Source organism: Kitasatospora azatica KCTC 9699, assembly GCF_000744785.1.
Classification (GTDB): domain Bacteria; phylum Actinomycetota; class Actinomycetes; order Streptomycetales; family Streptomycetaceae; genus Kitasatospora; species Kitasatospora azatica.
Map to the genome: position 1 here is coordinate 4469535 of NZ_JQMO01000003.1, position 15365 is coordinate 4484899.

Genomic DNA, 15365 nt, shown 5'->3' on the forward strand with positions numbered 1-15365 from the left:
CCTTTGCGTCATGGGACGAGGAGCCCCCAGAGGAGTAGGGCGTTGAGACCGGTGATCAGCAGGGTGATCAGTGCCAGCACAGTCGTCGTGGCGGGGTGGTTCACCAGTTCGGCCATGACGTCGCGCCGAGCGCTGAACCACAGCAGCGGCAGCAGGGCGAACGGCACCCCGAAACAGAGCACCACCTGTGACCAGACGAGGGCCTGGGTCGGATCCACCCCGGCCGCGAGCACGCCGAGTGCGGGGACGAGCGTCACCGCTCTGCGCAGCGGGCGGGGCACGGAACGGCGCAGGAAGCCCGACATGACCGTCTGCCCGGTGTAGGTGCCCACGGCGGAGGCGGCGAGGCCGGAGGCCAGCAGGGCGAGCGCGAACATCAGCGCGGACGCGCCGCCCGCTCGGACGGCCACGGCCGCGTGGATCCCGACCAGGTCCTGCAGCACCCGCCCGGGCAACAGCTGTGCGGCGATGAGCAGTATCACCGTGTTGAGCAGCGTGGCGGCACTGAGGGCGACGGCCGTGTCCACCCGGGTTCCGCGCAGCATCCGCCGCCGCGCCGCTCGGGACGCGGCGCCGGGGCACAGGTCCCGACGGTGCTCGGCGCTGAGACTCGAGTGCAGATAGAGCGTGTGCGGCATGACGGTCGCTCCGACGATCCCCGCGGCGAGAACCAGGCTTTCCGGTCCGGCGAAGCCCGGTGCCAGGCCGGCGCCCAATGAGTCGACGGAGACGCCGGCTCCGGCCAGGTCGTAGAGGAGGGCGACGGCGATCAGCACGAGCAGTCCCGCCACGGCCGATTCGAAGCGCCGGACCCCCCTCGTCTCCAGGGCGAGGACGCCGATCGCGACCGCTCCCGTGATGAGCCCGCCCACCACCAGGCGGACGCCGACCAAGAGGTGCAGCGCCAGCGCACCGCCCACCACCTCGGCGAGCTCGGTGGCCACGAGCACCACCTCCATGAGCCCCCATAGCACGAGCCGCACCAGCCGGGGCAGGTGCAGCCGGCAGAGCTCGGCGAGGCCGTGCCCGGTGGCCATCCCGAGTTTGGCGGTGACCGTCTGCACCAGCACGGCCATGGCGCCGGCCGCGCAGACGACCCACAGCAGCCGGTAGCCGTAGGCGGACCCGGCGGCCATGCCGGTGGCGAAGTTGCCCGGATCGACGTAGGCGCTGGCGGCGACGAACGCCGGTCCGAGCATCGTCCTGGCGTTCGCGGTACGTCCGCCGGGCGCAGAAGTGGACAGCATGGTTCCCTCCAGCAGCTGACGGAAATGGGATTCGGCCGCCGACCGGGAGAGGGCGAAAGCGAGCATGCAGGCCCTGGGGCGGCATGTCAAGAAAGCGGCGATTGGCAGGAGAGTGCCGCCGCGCGTGGCTGCCAATGATTTCCCTGGCCGATTCCGGGGACCTGCTGAATCATCGGTGGAGGGATTCGGCCGAAGGGCTTCTATCGACTGCAGGAATGCTTCTCCGCCACGATGCAGAGGATTGCTATGACACAAATGGGATACCGGGTGCTCGAAGAGCGGCCCGTGCCGCCCGCACCCCAGGACGACGCCGAGACGGTCAGGACCGCGGTGAACGCCCTGGTCACGCTCTGGGACCCGGGCGCCCGACTGAGTGCTCCGATGTGGCGGCGCACCGAGCGGCTGGGCCGCCGGGTCCTGGCGCAGCTGGAGCGGGCCCTGCCGGAGGCCGAACGGGCCCCCGCGCTGGACCGGCTGCGGGAGGCGCCGCTGGACCGGGGGGCGCAGCACCGCCTGTCACACCTGGTCGAACAGGCGCTCGCCGCACCGGAGACGGACACGGACGGACTCCGCGCCGCGGCGGCGGAGTTCCGCGGCAGGAGCCGGATCGTGCTGGACACCGGCGCCCGCCACGACTCGAGTCCTGAGGCGCCCGGCCCGGACGGCTCTTCCGGCGGTTCCTGGGAGGTGACCGTCGTGCTCGACTTCCGTGACGTCTCGTCGGCCGACCGCCTGCGGAACACGGTGGCGTCGGTACTGGCGCTTCGGGACCAGAGCCTGGGCCGGGAGCGCTACCGCATCGTGGTGGTGGAGCAGGACGGCACGCCGCGGCACGCGGCGCTGCTGCACGGGCTGGTCGACCGCTACGTGCACGCCGGCAACGACGGTGACTACAACCGGAGTTGGGCGCACAACGTCGGCGCGGTGGCCACCAGCGGCGCGGAACGCTGGCTGTGCTTCCTGGACGCCGACGTGCTGGTCGACACCGGCTTCCTGGAACGCCAGCTCGACCGCCTCCGGCAGACCGGGGCCGCCGCCCTGCTCCCGCACGCGAGCCTGCACTACCTGGACGCCCGCTCCTCGGCGCGGGCGATCCGCCAGCGCCTGTCGCGGCCCGGCGGCGCCGTCGACGCCGAGTCCCTGCACGGTTACCAGCTGGTCACCAACCGGGGCGGCTGCATCTTCGTGGACAGCGACCTGTTCCACCGGATCCACGGGTTCGACGAGCGCTACGAGGGCTGGGGGGACGAGGACAACGAGTTCTACGAGCACCTCTCGGCGCACACCGGCATCACGCACACCGCGGAGGTGCTGCTCCATCTCGACCATCCGCGCCCGGAGATGGAGCGCGACGGGCACCGGGCCAACGAGTGGCTGCTCGGCCTGTCGGAGGGCAGGCCGACCCACATCGGGAACCGCGGCCGCTACCTGCGCGAGGGAGAGCACTGACATGACGACCCCCCTGACCGAGCTGTTCGACCGGCACTACCTCGCCTTCTGGCAGCGCGAACTGGGTGCCGACCGGCTGGAACGCGAACAGGGCCTGGCCGTGCGCCTCGGCGCCCTGGCCCCCGGCGACCGCGTGCTGGACGTCGCCTGCGGCTACGGGCGGATGAGCATCGGCCTGGCCGCGGCCGGAATGGACGTCACCGGCGTGGACATCAGCGAGCAGCTGCTGGCCGAGGCCCGTGTCCGGGCCGCCGCGGCCGGCGTCGAGGTGGCGTTCCGGCCGGCGGACATGCTGGACCTGGACGGATTCTCCGGCTTCGACTGCGCACTGCTCTGGTTCACCAGCTTCGGCTACTTCGACGACACCGACAACGAGCGGGTCCTGCGGCAGGTGTTCGACTGCCTGGCGCCGGGTGGCCGGCTGCTCCTGGAGACCAGGCACTGGGACCGGATGCGGCGACGCTTCGACCCGGTCACCGTGCGGACCGCCGGCGAGGACACACTGATCGAGCACCACAGCTACGACGCCCAGACCGGCGTCCAGCGGACGCAACAGACGCTGCTGGTCTCCGGCCGGCGACTGGAGCGGGTCGGCGTCCTCAGGAGGTACGGCGTGCCCGAACTCAGGGCGCTCTGCCGCGGCGTGGGCTTCAGCTCCGCCACGGCGTACGACGGGTTCGGCGAGCTGCTGGGGCCGGACAGCGACCGCTGTGTGCTGGTCGCCGTGAAGTAGCGGGCGCCGATGGCACCGAGTTGCCGTGGACTGCAGCTGCCAATGACGGCCGGGAAAATCGTTGTTCCGGTGCGTACGGCTCACTAGCATTGAAGTCGTCGGCAGGAATCCGTGCAGGTGTGATTAGTCGAACCACCGCAGATTTCATCCATTTCATTCTTCTATTTTCCGGAGAAACGCCTTGTACCGCTCCGTTCTGCTCGCCGCCCGAATTCTCTTGGTTTCGGCGCTGCTCGGCGCAGGCATTTCCGCGCTCGCCGGCACCGACTCCGACCGGGCTCCTTCCGCCGCCGGCGGACTCACCTCCACGTCGGACACCTGGGGATGGGGCTGAGTGCGCGCACTGATCATCACCTCCAGTTTCCACCCCGTCGTCGGGGGTGCCGAGACCTACGCGTACGAGGTCGCCCGGGGGCTGGCGCAGGCGGGTCACCTGGTGCACGTCGTCACCGACCTCCCCAGGGGCGCGCGGCCGGGGAGCGGTTTCCCCCAGGACCCCGAGGGCGTCACGGTCCGCCGACTGCACCGGTTCCGGGAGCTGCTGGCGGACGAGAGCAAGATCTACTGGGAGCAGATGGCATTCGGTCTGCACCCTGAACTGGAGTCCTGCGCCCTGGAGTTGCGGCCGGATGTGGTCCTGACCAACAGCCTGGACACCGCCGTGCTCGGAAAGACCCTCGCCCTCGCGCTCGGGATCCCCTGGGCGGCGGCGTTCCACGAGCAGGATCCGGCCGCCGAGCCGCTGGGCGGCGCCCGGATGCGGCTGGTGTACCAGGTGCTCGCGCCCGATCTGGTCCTGGCCGGCTCGGAGTTCTACGCGGACCGGGCCAGGCGCTGGGGGCGTCCGGAGCACGTCGAGGTCATCCACCACGGCGTGGACACCGACCGGTTCCACCCCGGGGCCGGCGGCTGCGGCGTCCGGAACCGGTACGGAGTCCCGGACGGCTCCGTGCTGGTGGTCTGCGCCGGGCGCTTCAAGGCCCGGAAGGGCCAACTGGAGACGCTCCGGGCATTCGCGGTGCTGCACGAGCACGACCCGGCCGCCCGGCTGCTGCTGGTGGGAAGCGTGAGTTCGGCCTCGGAGGAGTACGCCCGGCAGCTGGAGGCCGAAGTGGACCGGCTCGGACTGCGCGACGCCGTCCGGATCGACCGGGAGGTGACGTTCGACCGCATGCCGGCCGTGCTCGCGGCGGCCGACATCGTGGCCCAGCCGAGTCATGCCGAGGGCCTCGGACTCGCCGTGCTCGAGGCGATGAGCAGCGGGCGGGCGACCGTCACCACCGACATCACCGGCGTGCGGGAGATCCTCACCGTGCCGGGCATCGCCGAGACCGTGCCGCCCGGCGAAGTCGCCCCGCTCGCGGCGGTGCTGGTCCGGCTGGCAGCGGACCGGGACGGACGGTCGGCCCTGGGCGGACGGGCACGCGAGCACGTCACCGCCGCATTCTCACGACAGCGCATGGTGGCTCGGACCGAGTCCGCGCTGGCCGCGCTCGTCGCCCGCAACGACACCCGACTGGAGCGCCAGCATGTTTGACACACCGCCGTCCGTGATGTGGTGGAACGGACGACTCGTCCCCTGGGCGGCCGCCACGGTGCACGTGACCTCGGAGGTCGCCACCCGGGGAACGAACGTCTTCGAGGGCCTGCGGGCCTACTGGCAGCCGGGGGAGCGCCGGCACGCGGTCGTCCACCTCGACGCCCACCTGGAGCGTCTCGCGCAGTCGGCGCGGCTGATCCGGTTGCCGGAGGCGGCCACCGCCGAGCACATCGCCCTGCTGCGCACCGGGGTCGGCGAACTCGTCCGCGCGATCGGCGCCGCCCAGGACCTCTACCTGCGCCCCACCCTCTACATCGAGCAGGGCCGGTACGGCTGGCGGCCGGAGAAGGTGAAGCTCGGCAGCTACATCGCCGGCTACCCGGCCGATCCGACGCCGACCCGTCCGATGGACTGCATCGTCAGCTCCTGGCGGCGGACCCCCGACACCGCGGTCTCCCCGTTGATCAAGGTCGGTGCCGCCTACCAGGCATTCCGCCTGCCCCGCATCGAGGCGGAGGTTCAGGGCGCGGACGAGGCGATCCTGCTCAACACCCGGGACACCGTGGCCGAGACCGGCGGGGCCGCGGTCTTCCTGGTCCGCTCCGGTACGGTCGTCACCCCGCCGCTGGCGGACGGAGTCCTCGACAGCATCACCCGACGCACCGTCATCGGTCTGCTGCGCACCAGCATCGGCCTGCCCGTCATCGAACGCTCCATCCCCCGGAGCGAGTTGTACATCGCGGACGAGGCCTTCCTGTGCGGAACACTCGACGAGGTGCGGGCGATAGGGACCATCGACGGCCTGTCCATGGCCGCCGCACCCGGGCCGGTGACCGCCGCGGTCCGTGACGCCTACCTGGCGGCATGCCGGGAGGGGAAGGATGGCGGTCCTGCTTCACTGCACCTGATCGACACCTTGGAGGCGCACCGTGCAACAGCATGACGACCAGTGGATCGCGGAGTTCGCCCGGCTCGGACACCCCTCGGCGGAACCGCTCGCCGCAGGCATGGAAGGGGCCGTCTACCGGCTCGGCAACGGTCTGGTCGCGAAGGTCTGGGCCCGGCGGACCGAGGCCGAGCTGGCCCGGCTCAAGGAGTTCTACGACGGTCTGGCGGACCGGGGGTTGACCTTCGCGACTCCGCGGATCCTGCGGATCCACACCACCGAGCGCGGGAACTGCACGGTCGAGGCGGAGCTCCAGGGCCGGCCGCTGGCCGAGGCGGCAGCGGTCCCGGCCGGCGGGATCCCCGGTCCCGAGGTCCGCGACCGGGTCCTGGACGTGCTGGCGGAACTCGCCGCGGTGTCCTCCCCCGAGCAGCTCGGCCAACTGCCGGTACTGGACGAGACCGACCCGTTCCGCCGGCGGGACCAGGGCTGGACCGACTCGCTGAGCGCCCTGATCGACCGCCGGGTCCGTCAGTTCGCCGGCCCGCTCTGCGCCGTGGTGCCCGACCTCGACCACAAGGTGGAGCAGGTGCGGCGGCTGCTCAAGGACTGGGGTCCGCGCCCCGAGGGACTGGTGCACGGCGACCTGACTCCGGCCAACATCCTGGTGGACGCCGAACTGAAGCCGACCGCGGTGCTGGACTTCGGCTTCCTGTCCTGCCCCGGCGATCCGGCGTTCGACGCGGCGGTGACGGCGGGCATCGCCGACATGTACGGGCCCCAGGCCCGGCAGATCGAGGAGCGGTTCGACACCGACCTGGCGCAGCGGTTCGGCTGGCCCCGGGAGCTGCTGCAGCTCTACCGGATCGCCTACGCGCTCATCACCAGCAACGCCTACGATCCGCGGGGAGAGGACGGGCACTTCGCCTGGTGCGCGCGGATCCTGCTGCGCGAGGAGACCGCCGCCCTCCTGGAGGGCGCCGCGGCGGCGGGGCCGTGACGAGCCGTCAGGTGGCGGTCCTGGCCGGCGGCCGGGCCACCCGGCTCGGCGCCCTGGCGGAGCAGCTGCCGAAGGTCCTCCAACCGGTCGGCGGCCGTCCGTTCCTCGACGTCCTGCTCTCCGGCCTGGGACGGCGCGGCTGCCGGCGGGTGCACCTCTGCCTCGGGCACCTCGCGGAGCGGGTGGAGGAGCACCTGCGGGTGCGCCCCGGACACGCGGTGGCCGTGTCGACGAGTACGGAGAGCGGCGCTGCCGGCACCGCCGGCGCCCTCGTCGGCGCGGCCGACCACCTCGACGAGGTCTTCGCGGTGGTGATGGGAGACACCTACCTCGAGTTCGACGTGGCGGACCTGGTCCGGCAACTGCCGCCCGGGGCACTCGGTCTGATGCTGGTGACCCGTGCGGCGACCGAGGTTCCCGCCAACGTCGCGGTGAGGGACGGGCTGGTCACGGCGTACGACAAGCACGGTGTCCGCGGCGGGCTCACCGACACCGGAGTGGCGGTGCTGCGCAAGGAGGCACTGCGGCTGGTGGCCCACCGCCCGCTCCCCGCCGACCTGGCCGAGCTGTTCGGTCTGCTCATCGACCGCGGGCAGCTGGCCGCGACGGTGGTCGACTGCCGCTTCTTCGACATCGGCACCCCCGAGCGCATCCAAGTCCTCAACGACTGGCTGTCCGACGCAGCCACAGAAACGAGCCAGGAGCAAGCCTCATGCTGATCGACCATGGACCGGCGCTGGTCACCGGGGCCGCCGGGTTCATCGGTTCCGCGCTGGTCGCGGAACTGCTCCGGCAGGGTGTGCCGGTCACCGCCGTCGACCGCCTGCCCTGGACGGACGCCGACCGGCTCCACCAGCTGGCAGGGGCGAGCGGCTTCGGCTACCACCCGGTGGACATCGGCGCCGACGGCACCCTGACCGACCTGCTCCGGGGGCAGGACGTCGTCTACCACCTCTCGGCGAACACCGAGAACCGGCCCGACCGGGCCGGACGGGACAGCGATCTCCGGGACACTGTGGGCGGCACCGTGGCCCTGCTGGAGTCACTTCCCCGCGAGCACGCACCGACCGTGGTCCTGACCTCCAGCCAGCTCGTCTACGCGGCCGACGGACGCGGCGGTGCGGTCACCGAGGCGGCCGGGACGGTGCGGCCGATCACCCGTTTCGCCGCCGGCAAGGCGTCAGCGGAGGCGTTCCTGAGCGCCTACGCCCACGAGAACGGACTCCGGACGGCGGCGTGCAGGCTCTCCAACGTGGTGGGCCCGGGAATGCGCCGGGGCATCGTGCACGACATCGTCCAGCGGTTGCGGGAGGATCCGGAGCGGATCCGTCTGCTGGGCGACGGGTGGCAGACCCGAAGCTACCTGCACGTGGCCGACTGCGTTTCCGCACTGTGCGCCGCGGCGTCGCTGCGGGAGACGTTCCGCGCGGTCAACGTGTGCAACACCGACGCCATCAGCGCTGCCGAGGTGGCCGCGGTCGTCGCGGAGGAGTTCCCGCACGGGAACCCGTCGATCAGCACGGCCGGCGGCGGCCAGGGGTGGGCCGGCGACCTGCCGACCCTGCGGGTGCACCCGGAGGTGCTGCTGGGCCGGGGCTGGCGTCCCGTCCGGGATTCCGCCGCCGCGGTGCGGGACACCGCCCGGTCGCTGTTCGCGACCCTTGACGACCGGACGAGCGCATGAGCGCGCCGGCCGAGCAGTGGACCGTGCACGGCAGCAGGAACCTGTACACCAGTCCCTGGGTCGGACTCGACCTGGTGACGGTGCGGCCTCCCGGCCATGACGCCTACGACCACCATGTCGTCCGGCTCCCCGCGGCCGTGGGAGTGGTGCTCCACGATCCGGACCGCGGCGTCCTGCTGCTGCACCGGCACCGGTTCATCACCGACACCTCCGGATACGAGATCCCGGCGGGCGGCGTCGAAGCCGGCGAGAGCGTCGAGGCCGCGGCGGCCCGCGAGGCGCACGAGGAGACGGGCTGGCGCACCGGGCCGGTGAGCAGGCTGCTCACCTGCAACGCCTCGGACGGAGCCACGGACCAGCGGTTCCACCTGGTCCACGCCCGGGCCACCGAGTACACCGGGCCGCCGGCGGACGCGTACGAGGCGTCCTCGTTGAGCTGGGTGCCCGCGACGGAGATTCCCGGACTGATCCGGCAGGGACTGGTCCCAGGAACGCTCAGCACCGTCGCCCTGCTCTTCGCACTGCAGTTCAACTTCATCTGAGGCGAGGACTTCTCCCGCCGCGAAATCATGGCAGGAACGAGGATTGGCAGATGAGCGACGCTCATTCATGGGATTTTCCATGGTCGACGTCGGGGCCGGTGGTCCCCTACGGTGCGACGGAATCCGAAGGCACCCTCAACGCGGCGCCCAAGGCCGTTCTCCTGGACATCGGGATGACGATCATCCACCCGAGCGGGCGGGTGATGCTGGACGAGATCAGAGCCGACTTCCCGGGGCACCGGGCGACCGAGCAGGACTGCGTCGCCGCCCTGGTCTCGGCGGCCGAGGCCCGGCACCTTCCGCTGCCGCACGGTCTCAGCGGCGACGAGAAGGTGGGTGTCGCCTGGGGGGCGCTGCTCGGTCTCGGCCGGAGCCAGTCGCTGCGGATCTGGCAGCGGGTACACCGGCGTCAGGACCTCTACAGCGAGCTCGACCGTGAGGCCGAGGCGCTCTTCGCGGGCCTGCGGCAGCGGGAGGTGCGCGTCGCGGCGGTCTCCAACGGGGTCGGGATGCTCGACGGCGAACTCCGGCACTACGGGATCGACCGCCATTTCGATCTGGTGATCGACTCGCAGGACTTCGGCGCGGAGAAGCCGTCGCCGAGCATCTTCCTGGCCGCCTGCTCGGCGCTGGACATTCCGCCCCATGACTGCTGGTTCATCGGCGACGGACTCGTGAATGACGTCCTCGGTGCCAGCGCGGCGGGAGTCGGCGCGGCGTTCCTCTACGACCGTTTCGGCATGCATGCGAAGCTCCCCGGAATACGGCGCTTATCCCGACTCACCGAGATATTCAAGGAGTTCTAGTGGAGCCATTCCTCTATCACGTGCACGGTATGGGCCGGTTCGACTTCTCATCCATGCAGCCGGACGATCTGCTGCCGCTCGACGCGCTGGCCGCGGAGCGTGGGCAGGAGATCCTGCCCACGGTCTTCCTGCGACGCGAAGCCCTGCCCGGCCTCGTCGACCTGCTCAAGCAGTACGACGCCCTGCGCGCCGAGGGGCAGCTGACCAGGATCGCCGGATTCGCGGTCGAGGGTCCGCTGCTCGGCCCGGAAGGCGGTGTACCCCAGGCGGGGAAGTGGACCCCCCGCGAGGACGAGTGGCGTGCCCTGGCCGAGCTCGGCGATCTGGGGCTGCGCTACCTGGTCATGGCCCCGGACTCACTGGACCTGCACGACCGCGTGGGACCGGGCCTCGACTTCGCGGACCTGCTGGAGCTCTTCTACGACCACGGCTGCCGGGTCGCGCTGGGCCACTTCGGCCACCACGATCCGGAGACCAGCGCGAGGCGCACCCGTGAGCTGATCGCCCACCTGCACAGCGTCTACGAGCCCTCCCCCCACCTGGTACTGACGGACCATCTCTTCAACGACATGCCCCGGCGCTTCACCCATGCCTGGCGGACCCCCCAGGAGCGGATGCACCGGCCCGCCCAGCTCGCGGAGTTCCTGGCCCACGACTGGGAGACCAGCGACCTGGACGACCTGCTCGGTCCGGTGCCGGCCACCTTGCTGCGGGCCACCAGGGACGGCCTGGTCACCCCGTGCCTCAACTTCGACGGCCTGCACGTGGACCTCGAAGTGTGCCGCAGGACCGTCGAGTACCTCGGCGCGGACCGGCTGATCGCCCTGACCGACCACATCGAGGTGGACGCCATGGCGGGGGAGGCACTGCTCCTGGACGCCGACGGACTGTGGCGCCGCAAGGACGGCATCGTGGCCGCCGGCTCCACCGACTACGCCGGTCAGCGGGCGAACATCCTCGCCACCGGGTTCGACGAGTCGGTGGTCGCCGCGCTGTTCGACACCGTCCCCCGGGCCGCCATCGGCTACCGTCCGCGCCGCCGGCCGGCCCCGAGCGGGAACGGAGCCGCCCGGTGACCCCCACCCGGAGCCAGACGCTGGGCGCACCCCCCGTCCACGAGGGGCACGCGCGCACGGCGGCCGGATACCTGGAGGAACTGGCCCAGCAGGCGGCCCGGATCAGTGTCCACGACCTCGCGGACTTCACCGGACTCGTCGTGGAGACCCTGGTCGCCGGCCGGACGGTCTTCGTCGTCGGCAACGGCGGCAGCGCGAGCACGGCGGGGCACATCGCCTGCGACTGGCTCAACGCCTGTGCCCGGGCCGGGATCCGCGCCCGGATCACCAGCCTCGCCGACAGCGTCTCGACCATGACCGCCCTCGCCAATGACACCGCCTACGACGAGGTCTTCGCCCGCCAACTGGACCTCCAGGGCGCTCCGGGCGACCTGCTCGTCCTGCTCAGCGTCAGCGGCGACTCCGCGAACCTGCTCGCGGCGGCCCAGCGCGCCCGGCAGCGCGGAATGCGGATCGCGGGACTGCTGGGCAACGAGGGCGCGGTGACCCCCTACTGCGATTCGCTCGTGGTGTGCGGCGGAGGGGACTACGGCCTCGCCGAGGACCTGCACCTGGTGGTCAACCACATCGTGGTGCGCGCGCTGGGCGGCGGTGCCGCACTCCGGTACCCGAGGCCGGAGCCGGGCCGGTGACCGTGCACCGTCCCCTGTTCCTGCCCGGGTCGCCGGCTCCGGCCGAGCAGCGGCGCGGCCTGCTCCTGTGCGACCGCGACGGCACCGTCATCGAGAACCGGTCCGACTACGTCCTCTCTCCGGCGGACATCGTCCTGCTCCCCGGTGCCGTGGCCGCCCTGCGTGCGGCGGCCGGGCACGGCCTTGCCCTGGTCTTCGTCAGCAACCAGTCGCCGGTGGGGCGAGGGCTGCTGACGGAGGCCGACTGCCTGCGCATCCAGCGGACGCTGGTGGACCGCCTGGAGGCCGAAGGCGTCCCGGTCGCCGGCAGCTACCTCTGCCCGCACGCCCCGGAGAGCGGCTGCGGTTGCCGCAAGCCGGCGCCTGGCATGCTCCGCCTGGCCCAACGCCGGTTCGGCGCGGCTCCGGAGCAGTGCGCACTGATCGGAGACAGCGTCGAGGACATGGACGCGGCAGCCGGAGCCGGCGCCCGGCCGGTCCTGGTGCGCACCGGCAGGGGAGCCGAGCACGAGCCACGGGTGCGCGCCCGTGCCGATCTGGGACACGTGGCGGTGGTGGCCGACCTCGGCGCCGCGGTGGAGTCGCTCATCGGGGACGGGACCCGCTTCGGCCGGAGGTCGGCATGAGAATCGCGGGCGTCGTACTGGGCGCCGGTGCCGGCACCCGGCTGCGGCCGATGACGGACACGCTGGCCAAGCCGCTGCTGCCGGTCCTCGACCGGCCGATCGTCGGCTACACCCTTGACCACCTGGTCGCCTCGGGTGTCCAGGAGATCTTCGTCAACCTCCACCACCACGCCGAGCAGGTGCGGCGAGCGCTGGCCGTGCTCGGCTGCCCGGTGCCGGTCACCGGCCGGGTCGAACCCCGCCTGTCAGGACCGGCCGGCGCGCTGCGGCTCTTCGACCGGGAACTCGCCCGCTATGACGCCGTACTCGTGGCGTCCGGGGACGTCCTTGTCGAGCACGGGTTCGACGGCCTGCTGGCGCGCCATCTGGGGAGCGGCGCGCCGCTGACCGTGGCCGTCACCAGACGCCGTCGGGCGAGCAGGTTCGGCGTCCTCGATCTGGACGGCGACGGCCTGGTGAGGGGCGCCAGGGAGAAGCCCCCGGTGCCGGACGCGGAAGTTCACTGGGTCAGTGCCGGCGTCTACTGCCTGACCCCGGAGCTGATCCGGGCCTTCCCCGAAGGCGTGAGCTACGACTACGCCGCCCAGCTGATCCCGGATCTGCTCTCCAGCGGTTCCCCGGTGGCGAGTTGGGCCGTGCCGGGCTACTGGCGCGACATCGGGACGGCCCAGTCGCTGCGACAGGCCAACCTCGATGCCGTACGCGGAGGCGTGCACATCGGAGCGGGGGCCCGGATCGGCGAGGACGTGCAGCTCCGCGGGCCGCTGGTGGTCGGAGCGGGAGCCGAGGTCGGTGACGGCGCCTGGCTGGAGGACACCGTGGTGCTCCCCGGCGCCGTGGTTCCACCGGGCAGCGTGCTCATCGGCGCGCTGGTGGGACCTGCGGGCGACTGGACGCGGCAGCACGGCGGATGCGGGCGGGAGGTCGCACATGCCCCGGAGTGAAGCCGACAGCGGAGCCACGGTGATGGCGAGGGCGCCGCTGCGGGTCTCCCTGGCGGGTGGCGGAACCGATCTGCCGAGTTACGCCCGCAGGTACGGCGGTCAGGTGCTGAGCTTCGCGATCAACCGCTACGTGGCAGTGGCGGTCCATCCCCGACACTTCGACGGGACGCTGCGCGCGACCTGGGAACAGCCGGAACGGGCCACCCGGGCCGATGAGTTGGAGAACCCGTACGCGCGGGCCGCGCTGGCCCGCACCGGTCTCGACGGAGCCATGCAGCTGACCTCGTTCAGCGACGTCCCGAGCGGCACCGGCCTGGGCAGCTCGGCCGCCTTCACGGTGGCCCTGCTCCACGCCCTGCGCCACGGTGAGCAGCCGAGTCCGCGGGAACTCGCGGAGGAGGCCGCCGCCGTCGAGATGACGGACCTGGCACGGCCGGTGGGAAAGCACGATCACTATGTCGCCGCGTTCGGCGGCCTGCGGCTGCTGCACATCGATCGCCGGCTCGCGGTCACCGTGGAGGAACTGCCGGTCTCACCGGCTCTGGAAACCTACCTGCGGGAGGATCTGCTGCTGTTCCACACCGGCACGTCCCGGGACGCGGGCCGGATCCTGGCCGACCAGGACCGCAGGACGGAGCGCGACCACTCCGGGACCGTCGACGCGCTGCGGGCGATCCACACGCTCGTCGACCGGATGCGCGAGGCGCTGCGGGACGACCGGGTCCGGGACATCGGCCCGATCCTGCACGAGCACTGGCTGCACAAGTCAGGTCTGAGCACGAAGGTGTCCTCGGCCCGGATCGACCGGCTCTACCAGCTGGCGGTACACGCCGGCGCGGACGGCGGGAAGGTCCTGGGCGCCGGCGGCGGGGGCTTCCTCCTGGTCAGCTGCCGACCGGGGCGGGCGGAGAGCGTGCGTCGAGCCATGCGCCGGGCCGGAGCCCGGGAACTGCCCTTCGGAACGGAAACCGACGGATCCCGCACCACGGCGCTCGTCCCGGGAAGCCTGCGGGCGGGTGGCGACGCCGCATCGTCGGACACGACATGAGGAAGGCCCGTCGATGTATCCCGTGCGGGTACGCCTGCTTCACCCGGGCGTCCCGGAACCGCTTGACCACGAGAGGCTGCGGCACGAGCTCGTCGCGTCACCGGGCGCCCCGGAGGGCGGGGCCACGATCGCCTGGGCACGCTCCTGCGAGGCCAGCCGGGAGTTGCAGATCATCGTCTTCGTCACGGCGACGACGGCCGAGGACTCGGTACGGCACTGCCGCCTGAGCATCGTGTCCATGACATCAAAGCGGAGGCTGCTGGACGGCTGGACGATGACGTCCTGCAGCTTGGGGCTCGGCCCCGCTCCACGCCGCTCTTCGGATCGAATTGAGGGACTTTCATGACCAACCATCGGGGCTACGCCATCCTCGGCGCCCCCAGGACAGGGTCGAACATCCTGTGCGAGGTGCTCACCGACAGCGGGCGGGCCGGAAACCCGGACGAGTGGTACGGACCGTCGAGGCTTCACCAGCGGCTCGTCGACTGGGGCCTGGCACAGGCCGATTCCTCGCCCACCATGCCGCGGGCCACATCGTGGTACGACTACCGCCAGCGTCTGCTCAGCGAGACGTCGGCCGGCGGCGTCTTCGGCCTGAAGCTCTTCCACTACCAGGCACGGCCGTTACTGCGGAGCGGCCAACTGGACAGCCTGTCGGACTTCCTGCCCGAACAGTGCCGTGCGGACCTGAAGGTGATCCTGATGCGCCGCGACGACATCGTGGCGCAGGCCGTCTCCGTCGCCGTCGCGCACAACACCGGCGTCTACCTCGCCGGCCACCGACCTGTCCGCACGACGCGGCGGTTCTGGGAGCAGGACACGGAAGACGATGCGGCAGCGCAGGTGCTGCTCCGGTCGCAGGAGCACGACTACGCCCCGGAGTGGATCGACCGGATCGTCGCCGGGCTGCGGGCCGAGTACCGGGCCTGGGACGACTGGCTCTCCGGGCAGGACCTGCCGGTCCTGACCATCAGTTACGAAGACATGGTGCAGCGGCGTTCCGCCACCCTCGAACGTGTGTGGGACCACCTGGAACTGGGCCGCAGGAGCGAGTTCCCGCCCCCGCGGATCAGCAAGCAGGGCGATTCCCTCAACGCTTCGATCGCCGAACGGTACACGTCCTGGCTGGGCGGGACGTCCCGATGAACAGGA

General features: G+C 71.7%; 17 protein-coding genes. 16 read left to right on the forward strand and 1 reads right to left on the reverse strand.

Going from position 1 to position 15365, the window contains the following annotated elements:
• Positions 1-8 precede the first annotated feature (8 nt).
• Positions 9-1247, reverse strand: coding sequence for an Nramp family divalent metal transporter (locus BR98_RS30510; RefSeq protein WP_198042308.1), 1239 nt, complete (start codon positions 1245-1247; stop codon positions 9-11).
• 246 nt (positions 1248-1493) lie between these two features.
• On the opposite strand from BR98_RS30510, the gene BR98_RS36760 reads away from it, so the two are divergent.
• The 16 genes from BR98_RS36760 (at position 1494) to BR98_RS30590 (ending at position 15359) form a co-directional block, all read left to right on the forward strand.
• Positions 1494-2696, forward strand: a complete 1203-nt coding sequence (locus tag BR98_RS36760) for a glycosyltransferase family 2 protein (RefSeq protein ID WP_157537994.1) — start codon at positions 1494-1496, stop codon at positions 2694-2696.
• A gap of 1 nt (position 2697) precedes the next feature.
• A complete protein-coding gene (locus tag BR98_RS30520) occupies positions 2698-3429 on the forward strand; it encodes a class I SAM-dependent methyltransferase (RefSeq protein ID WP_035849854.1) in 732 nt (243 codons plus the stop codon).
• A 181-nt stretch (positions 3430-3610) separates the two neighbouring features.
• Entirely contained in the window at positions 3611-3763 is a 153-nt protein-coding gene (locus BR98_RS39760; protein ID WP_157537995.1) for a hypothetical protein, read from the forward strand.
• A complete protein-coding gene (locus BR98_RS30525) occupies positions 3764-4966 on the forward strand; it encodes a glycosyltransferase family 4 protein (RefSeq protein ID WP_035849857.1) in 1203 nt (400 codons plus the stop codon). It abuts the gene before it with no gap.
• Positions 4959-5912, forward strand: coding sequence for an aminotransferase class IV (locus BR98_RS30530; protein ID WP_083977173.1), 954 nt, complete (start codon positions 4959-4961; stop codon positions 5910-5912). The genes BR98_RS30525 and BR98_RS30530 overlap by 8 nt, the downstream gene beginning before the upstream one ends.
• On the forward strand, positions 5899-6855 hold the full coding sequence (locus BR98_RS30535) for a phosphotransferase family protein (RefSeq protein ID WP_035849858.1): 957 nt from the start codon (positions 5899-5901) through the stop codon (positions 6853-6855). Before BR98_RS30530 ends, BR98_RS30535 begins: the two co-directional genes overlap by 14 nt.
• Complete coding sequence (locus tag BR98_RS30540; protein WP_198042309.1) at positions 6852-7574, forward strand: nucleotidyltransferase family protein; 723 nt, start codon at positions 6852-6854, stop codon at positions 7572-7574. The genes BR98_RS30535 and BR98_RS30540 overlap by 4 nt, the downstream gene beginning before the upstream one ends.
• Complete coding sequence (locus BR98_RS30545; RefSeq protein ID WP_035849862.1) at positions 7568-8539, forward strand: NAD-dependent epimerase/dehydratase family protein; 972 nt, start codon at positions 7568-7570, stop codon at positions 8537-8539. The genes BR98_RS30540 and BR98_RS30545 overlap by 7 nt, the downstream gene beginning before the upstream one ends.
• On the forward strand, positions 8536-9081 hold the full coding sequence (locus tag BR98_RS30550) for an NUDIX domain-containing protein (RefSeq protein ID WP_035849863.1): 546 nt from the start codon (positions 8536-8538) through the stop codon (positions 9079-9081). Before BR98_RS30545 ends, BR98_RS30550 begins: the two co-directional genes overlap by 4 nt.
• A 50-nt stretch (positions 9082-9131) precedes the next feature.
• Positions 9132-9887, forward strand: coding sequence for an HAD family hydrolase (locus BR98_RS36765; protein WP_083977175.1), 756 nt, complete (start codon positions 9132-9134; stop codon positions 9885-9887).
• A 53-nt stretch (positions 9888-9940) separates the two neighbouring features.
• Positions 9941-10963: an amidohydrolase family protein gene (locus BR98_RS40585; protein ID WP_198042310.1), complete on the forward strand. Its 1023-nt coding sequence runs from the start codon at positions 9941-9943 to the stop codon at positions 10961-10963.
• Entirely contained in the window at positions 10960-11595 is a 636-nt protein-coding gene (locus tag BR98_RS40590; protein ID WP_051970475.1) for an SIS domain-containing protein, read from the forward strand. The genes BR98_RS40585 and BR98_RS40590 overlap by 4 nt, the downstream gene beginning before the upstream one ends.
• Positions 11592-12221: a D-glycero-alpha-D-manno-heptose-1,7-bisphosphate 7-phosphatase gene (locus BR98_RS30570; RefSeq protein WP_051970478.1), complete on the forward strand. Its 630-nt coding sequence runs from the start codon at positions 11592-11594 to the stop codon at positions 12219-12221. The genes BR98_RS40590 and BR98_RS30570 overlap by 4 nt, the downstream gene beginning before the upstream one ends.
• Positions 12218-13165: a sugar phosphate nucleotidyltransferase gene (locus BR98_RS30575; RefSeq protein WP_035849865.1), complete on the forward strand. Its 948-nt coding sequence runs from the start codon at positions 12218-12220 to the stop codon at positions 13163-13165. The genes BR98_RS30570 and BR98_RS30575 overlap by 4 nt, the downstream gene beginning before the upstream one ends.
• Positions 13152-14213 carry a GHMP family kinase ATP-binding protein gene (locus BR98_RS39765; RefSeq protein ID WP_051970482.1) on the forward strand — a complete coding sequence of 354 codons (1062 nt, stop codon included), beginning with the start codon at positions 13152-13154 and terminating at the stop codon, positions 14211-14213. Before BR98_RS30575 ends, BR98_RS39765 begins: the two co-directional genes overlap by 14 nt.
• 342 nt (positions 14214-14555) lie before the next feature.
• On the forward strand, positions 14556-15359 hold the full coding sequence (locus BR98_RS30590; RefSeq protein ID WP_035849869.1) for a Stf0 family sulfotransferase: 804 nt from the start codon (positions 14556-14558) through the stop codon (positions 15357-15359).
• The last annotated feature ends 6 nt before the right edge of the window (positions 15360-15365 follow it).

Coding starts and splice junctions, on each gene's coding strand:
- BR98_RS30510 (WP_198042308.1), bottom strand. CDS start 1,247: ATGCTGTCCACTTCTGCGCCCGGCGGACGTACCGCGAACGCCAGGACG.
- BR98_RS36760 (WP_157537994.1), top strand. CDS start 1,494: ATGACACAAATGGGATACCGGGTGCTCGAAGAGCGGCCCGTGCCGCCC.
- BR98_RS30520 (WP_035849854.1), top strand. CDS start 2,698: ATGACGACCCCCCTGACCGAGCTGTTCGACCGGCACTACCTCGCCTTC.
- BR98_RS30530 (WP_083977173.1), top strand. CDS start 4,959: ATGTTTGACACACCGCCGTCCGTGATGTGGTGGAACGGACGACTCGTC.
- BR98_RS30545 (WP_035849862.1), top strand. CDS start 7,568: ATGCTGATCGACCATGGACCGGCGCTGGTCACCGGGGCCGCCGGGTTC.
- BR98_RS30550 (WP_035849863.1), top strand. CDS start 8,536: ATGAGCGCGCCGGCCGAGCAGTGGACCGTGCACGGCAGCAGGAACCTG.
- BR98_RS36765 (WP_083977175.1), top strand. CDS start 9,132: ATGAGCGACGCTCATTCATGGGATTTTCCATGGTCGACGTCGGGGCCG.
- BR98_RS40585 (WP_198042310.1), top strand. CDS start 9,941: ATGCAGCCGGACGATCTGCTGCCGCTCGACGCGCTGGCCGCGGAGCGT.
- BR98_RS30575 (WP_035849865.1), top strand. CDS start 12,218: ATGAGAATCGCGGGCGTCGTACTGGGCGCCGGTGCCGGCACCCGGCTG.
- BR98_RS39765 (WP_051970482.1), top strand. CDS start 13,152: ATGCCCCGGAGTGAAGCCGACAGCGGAGCCACGGTGATGGCGAGGGCG.
- BR98_RS30590 (WP_035849869.1), top strand. CDS start 14,556: ATGACCAACCATCGGGGCTACGCCATCCTCGGCGCCCCCAGGACAGGG.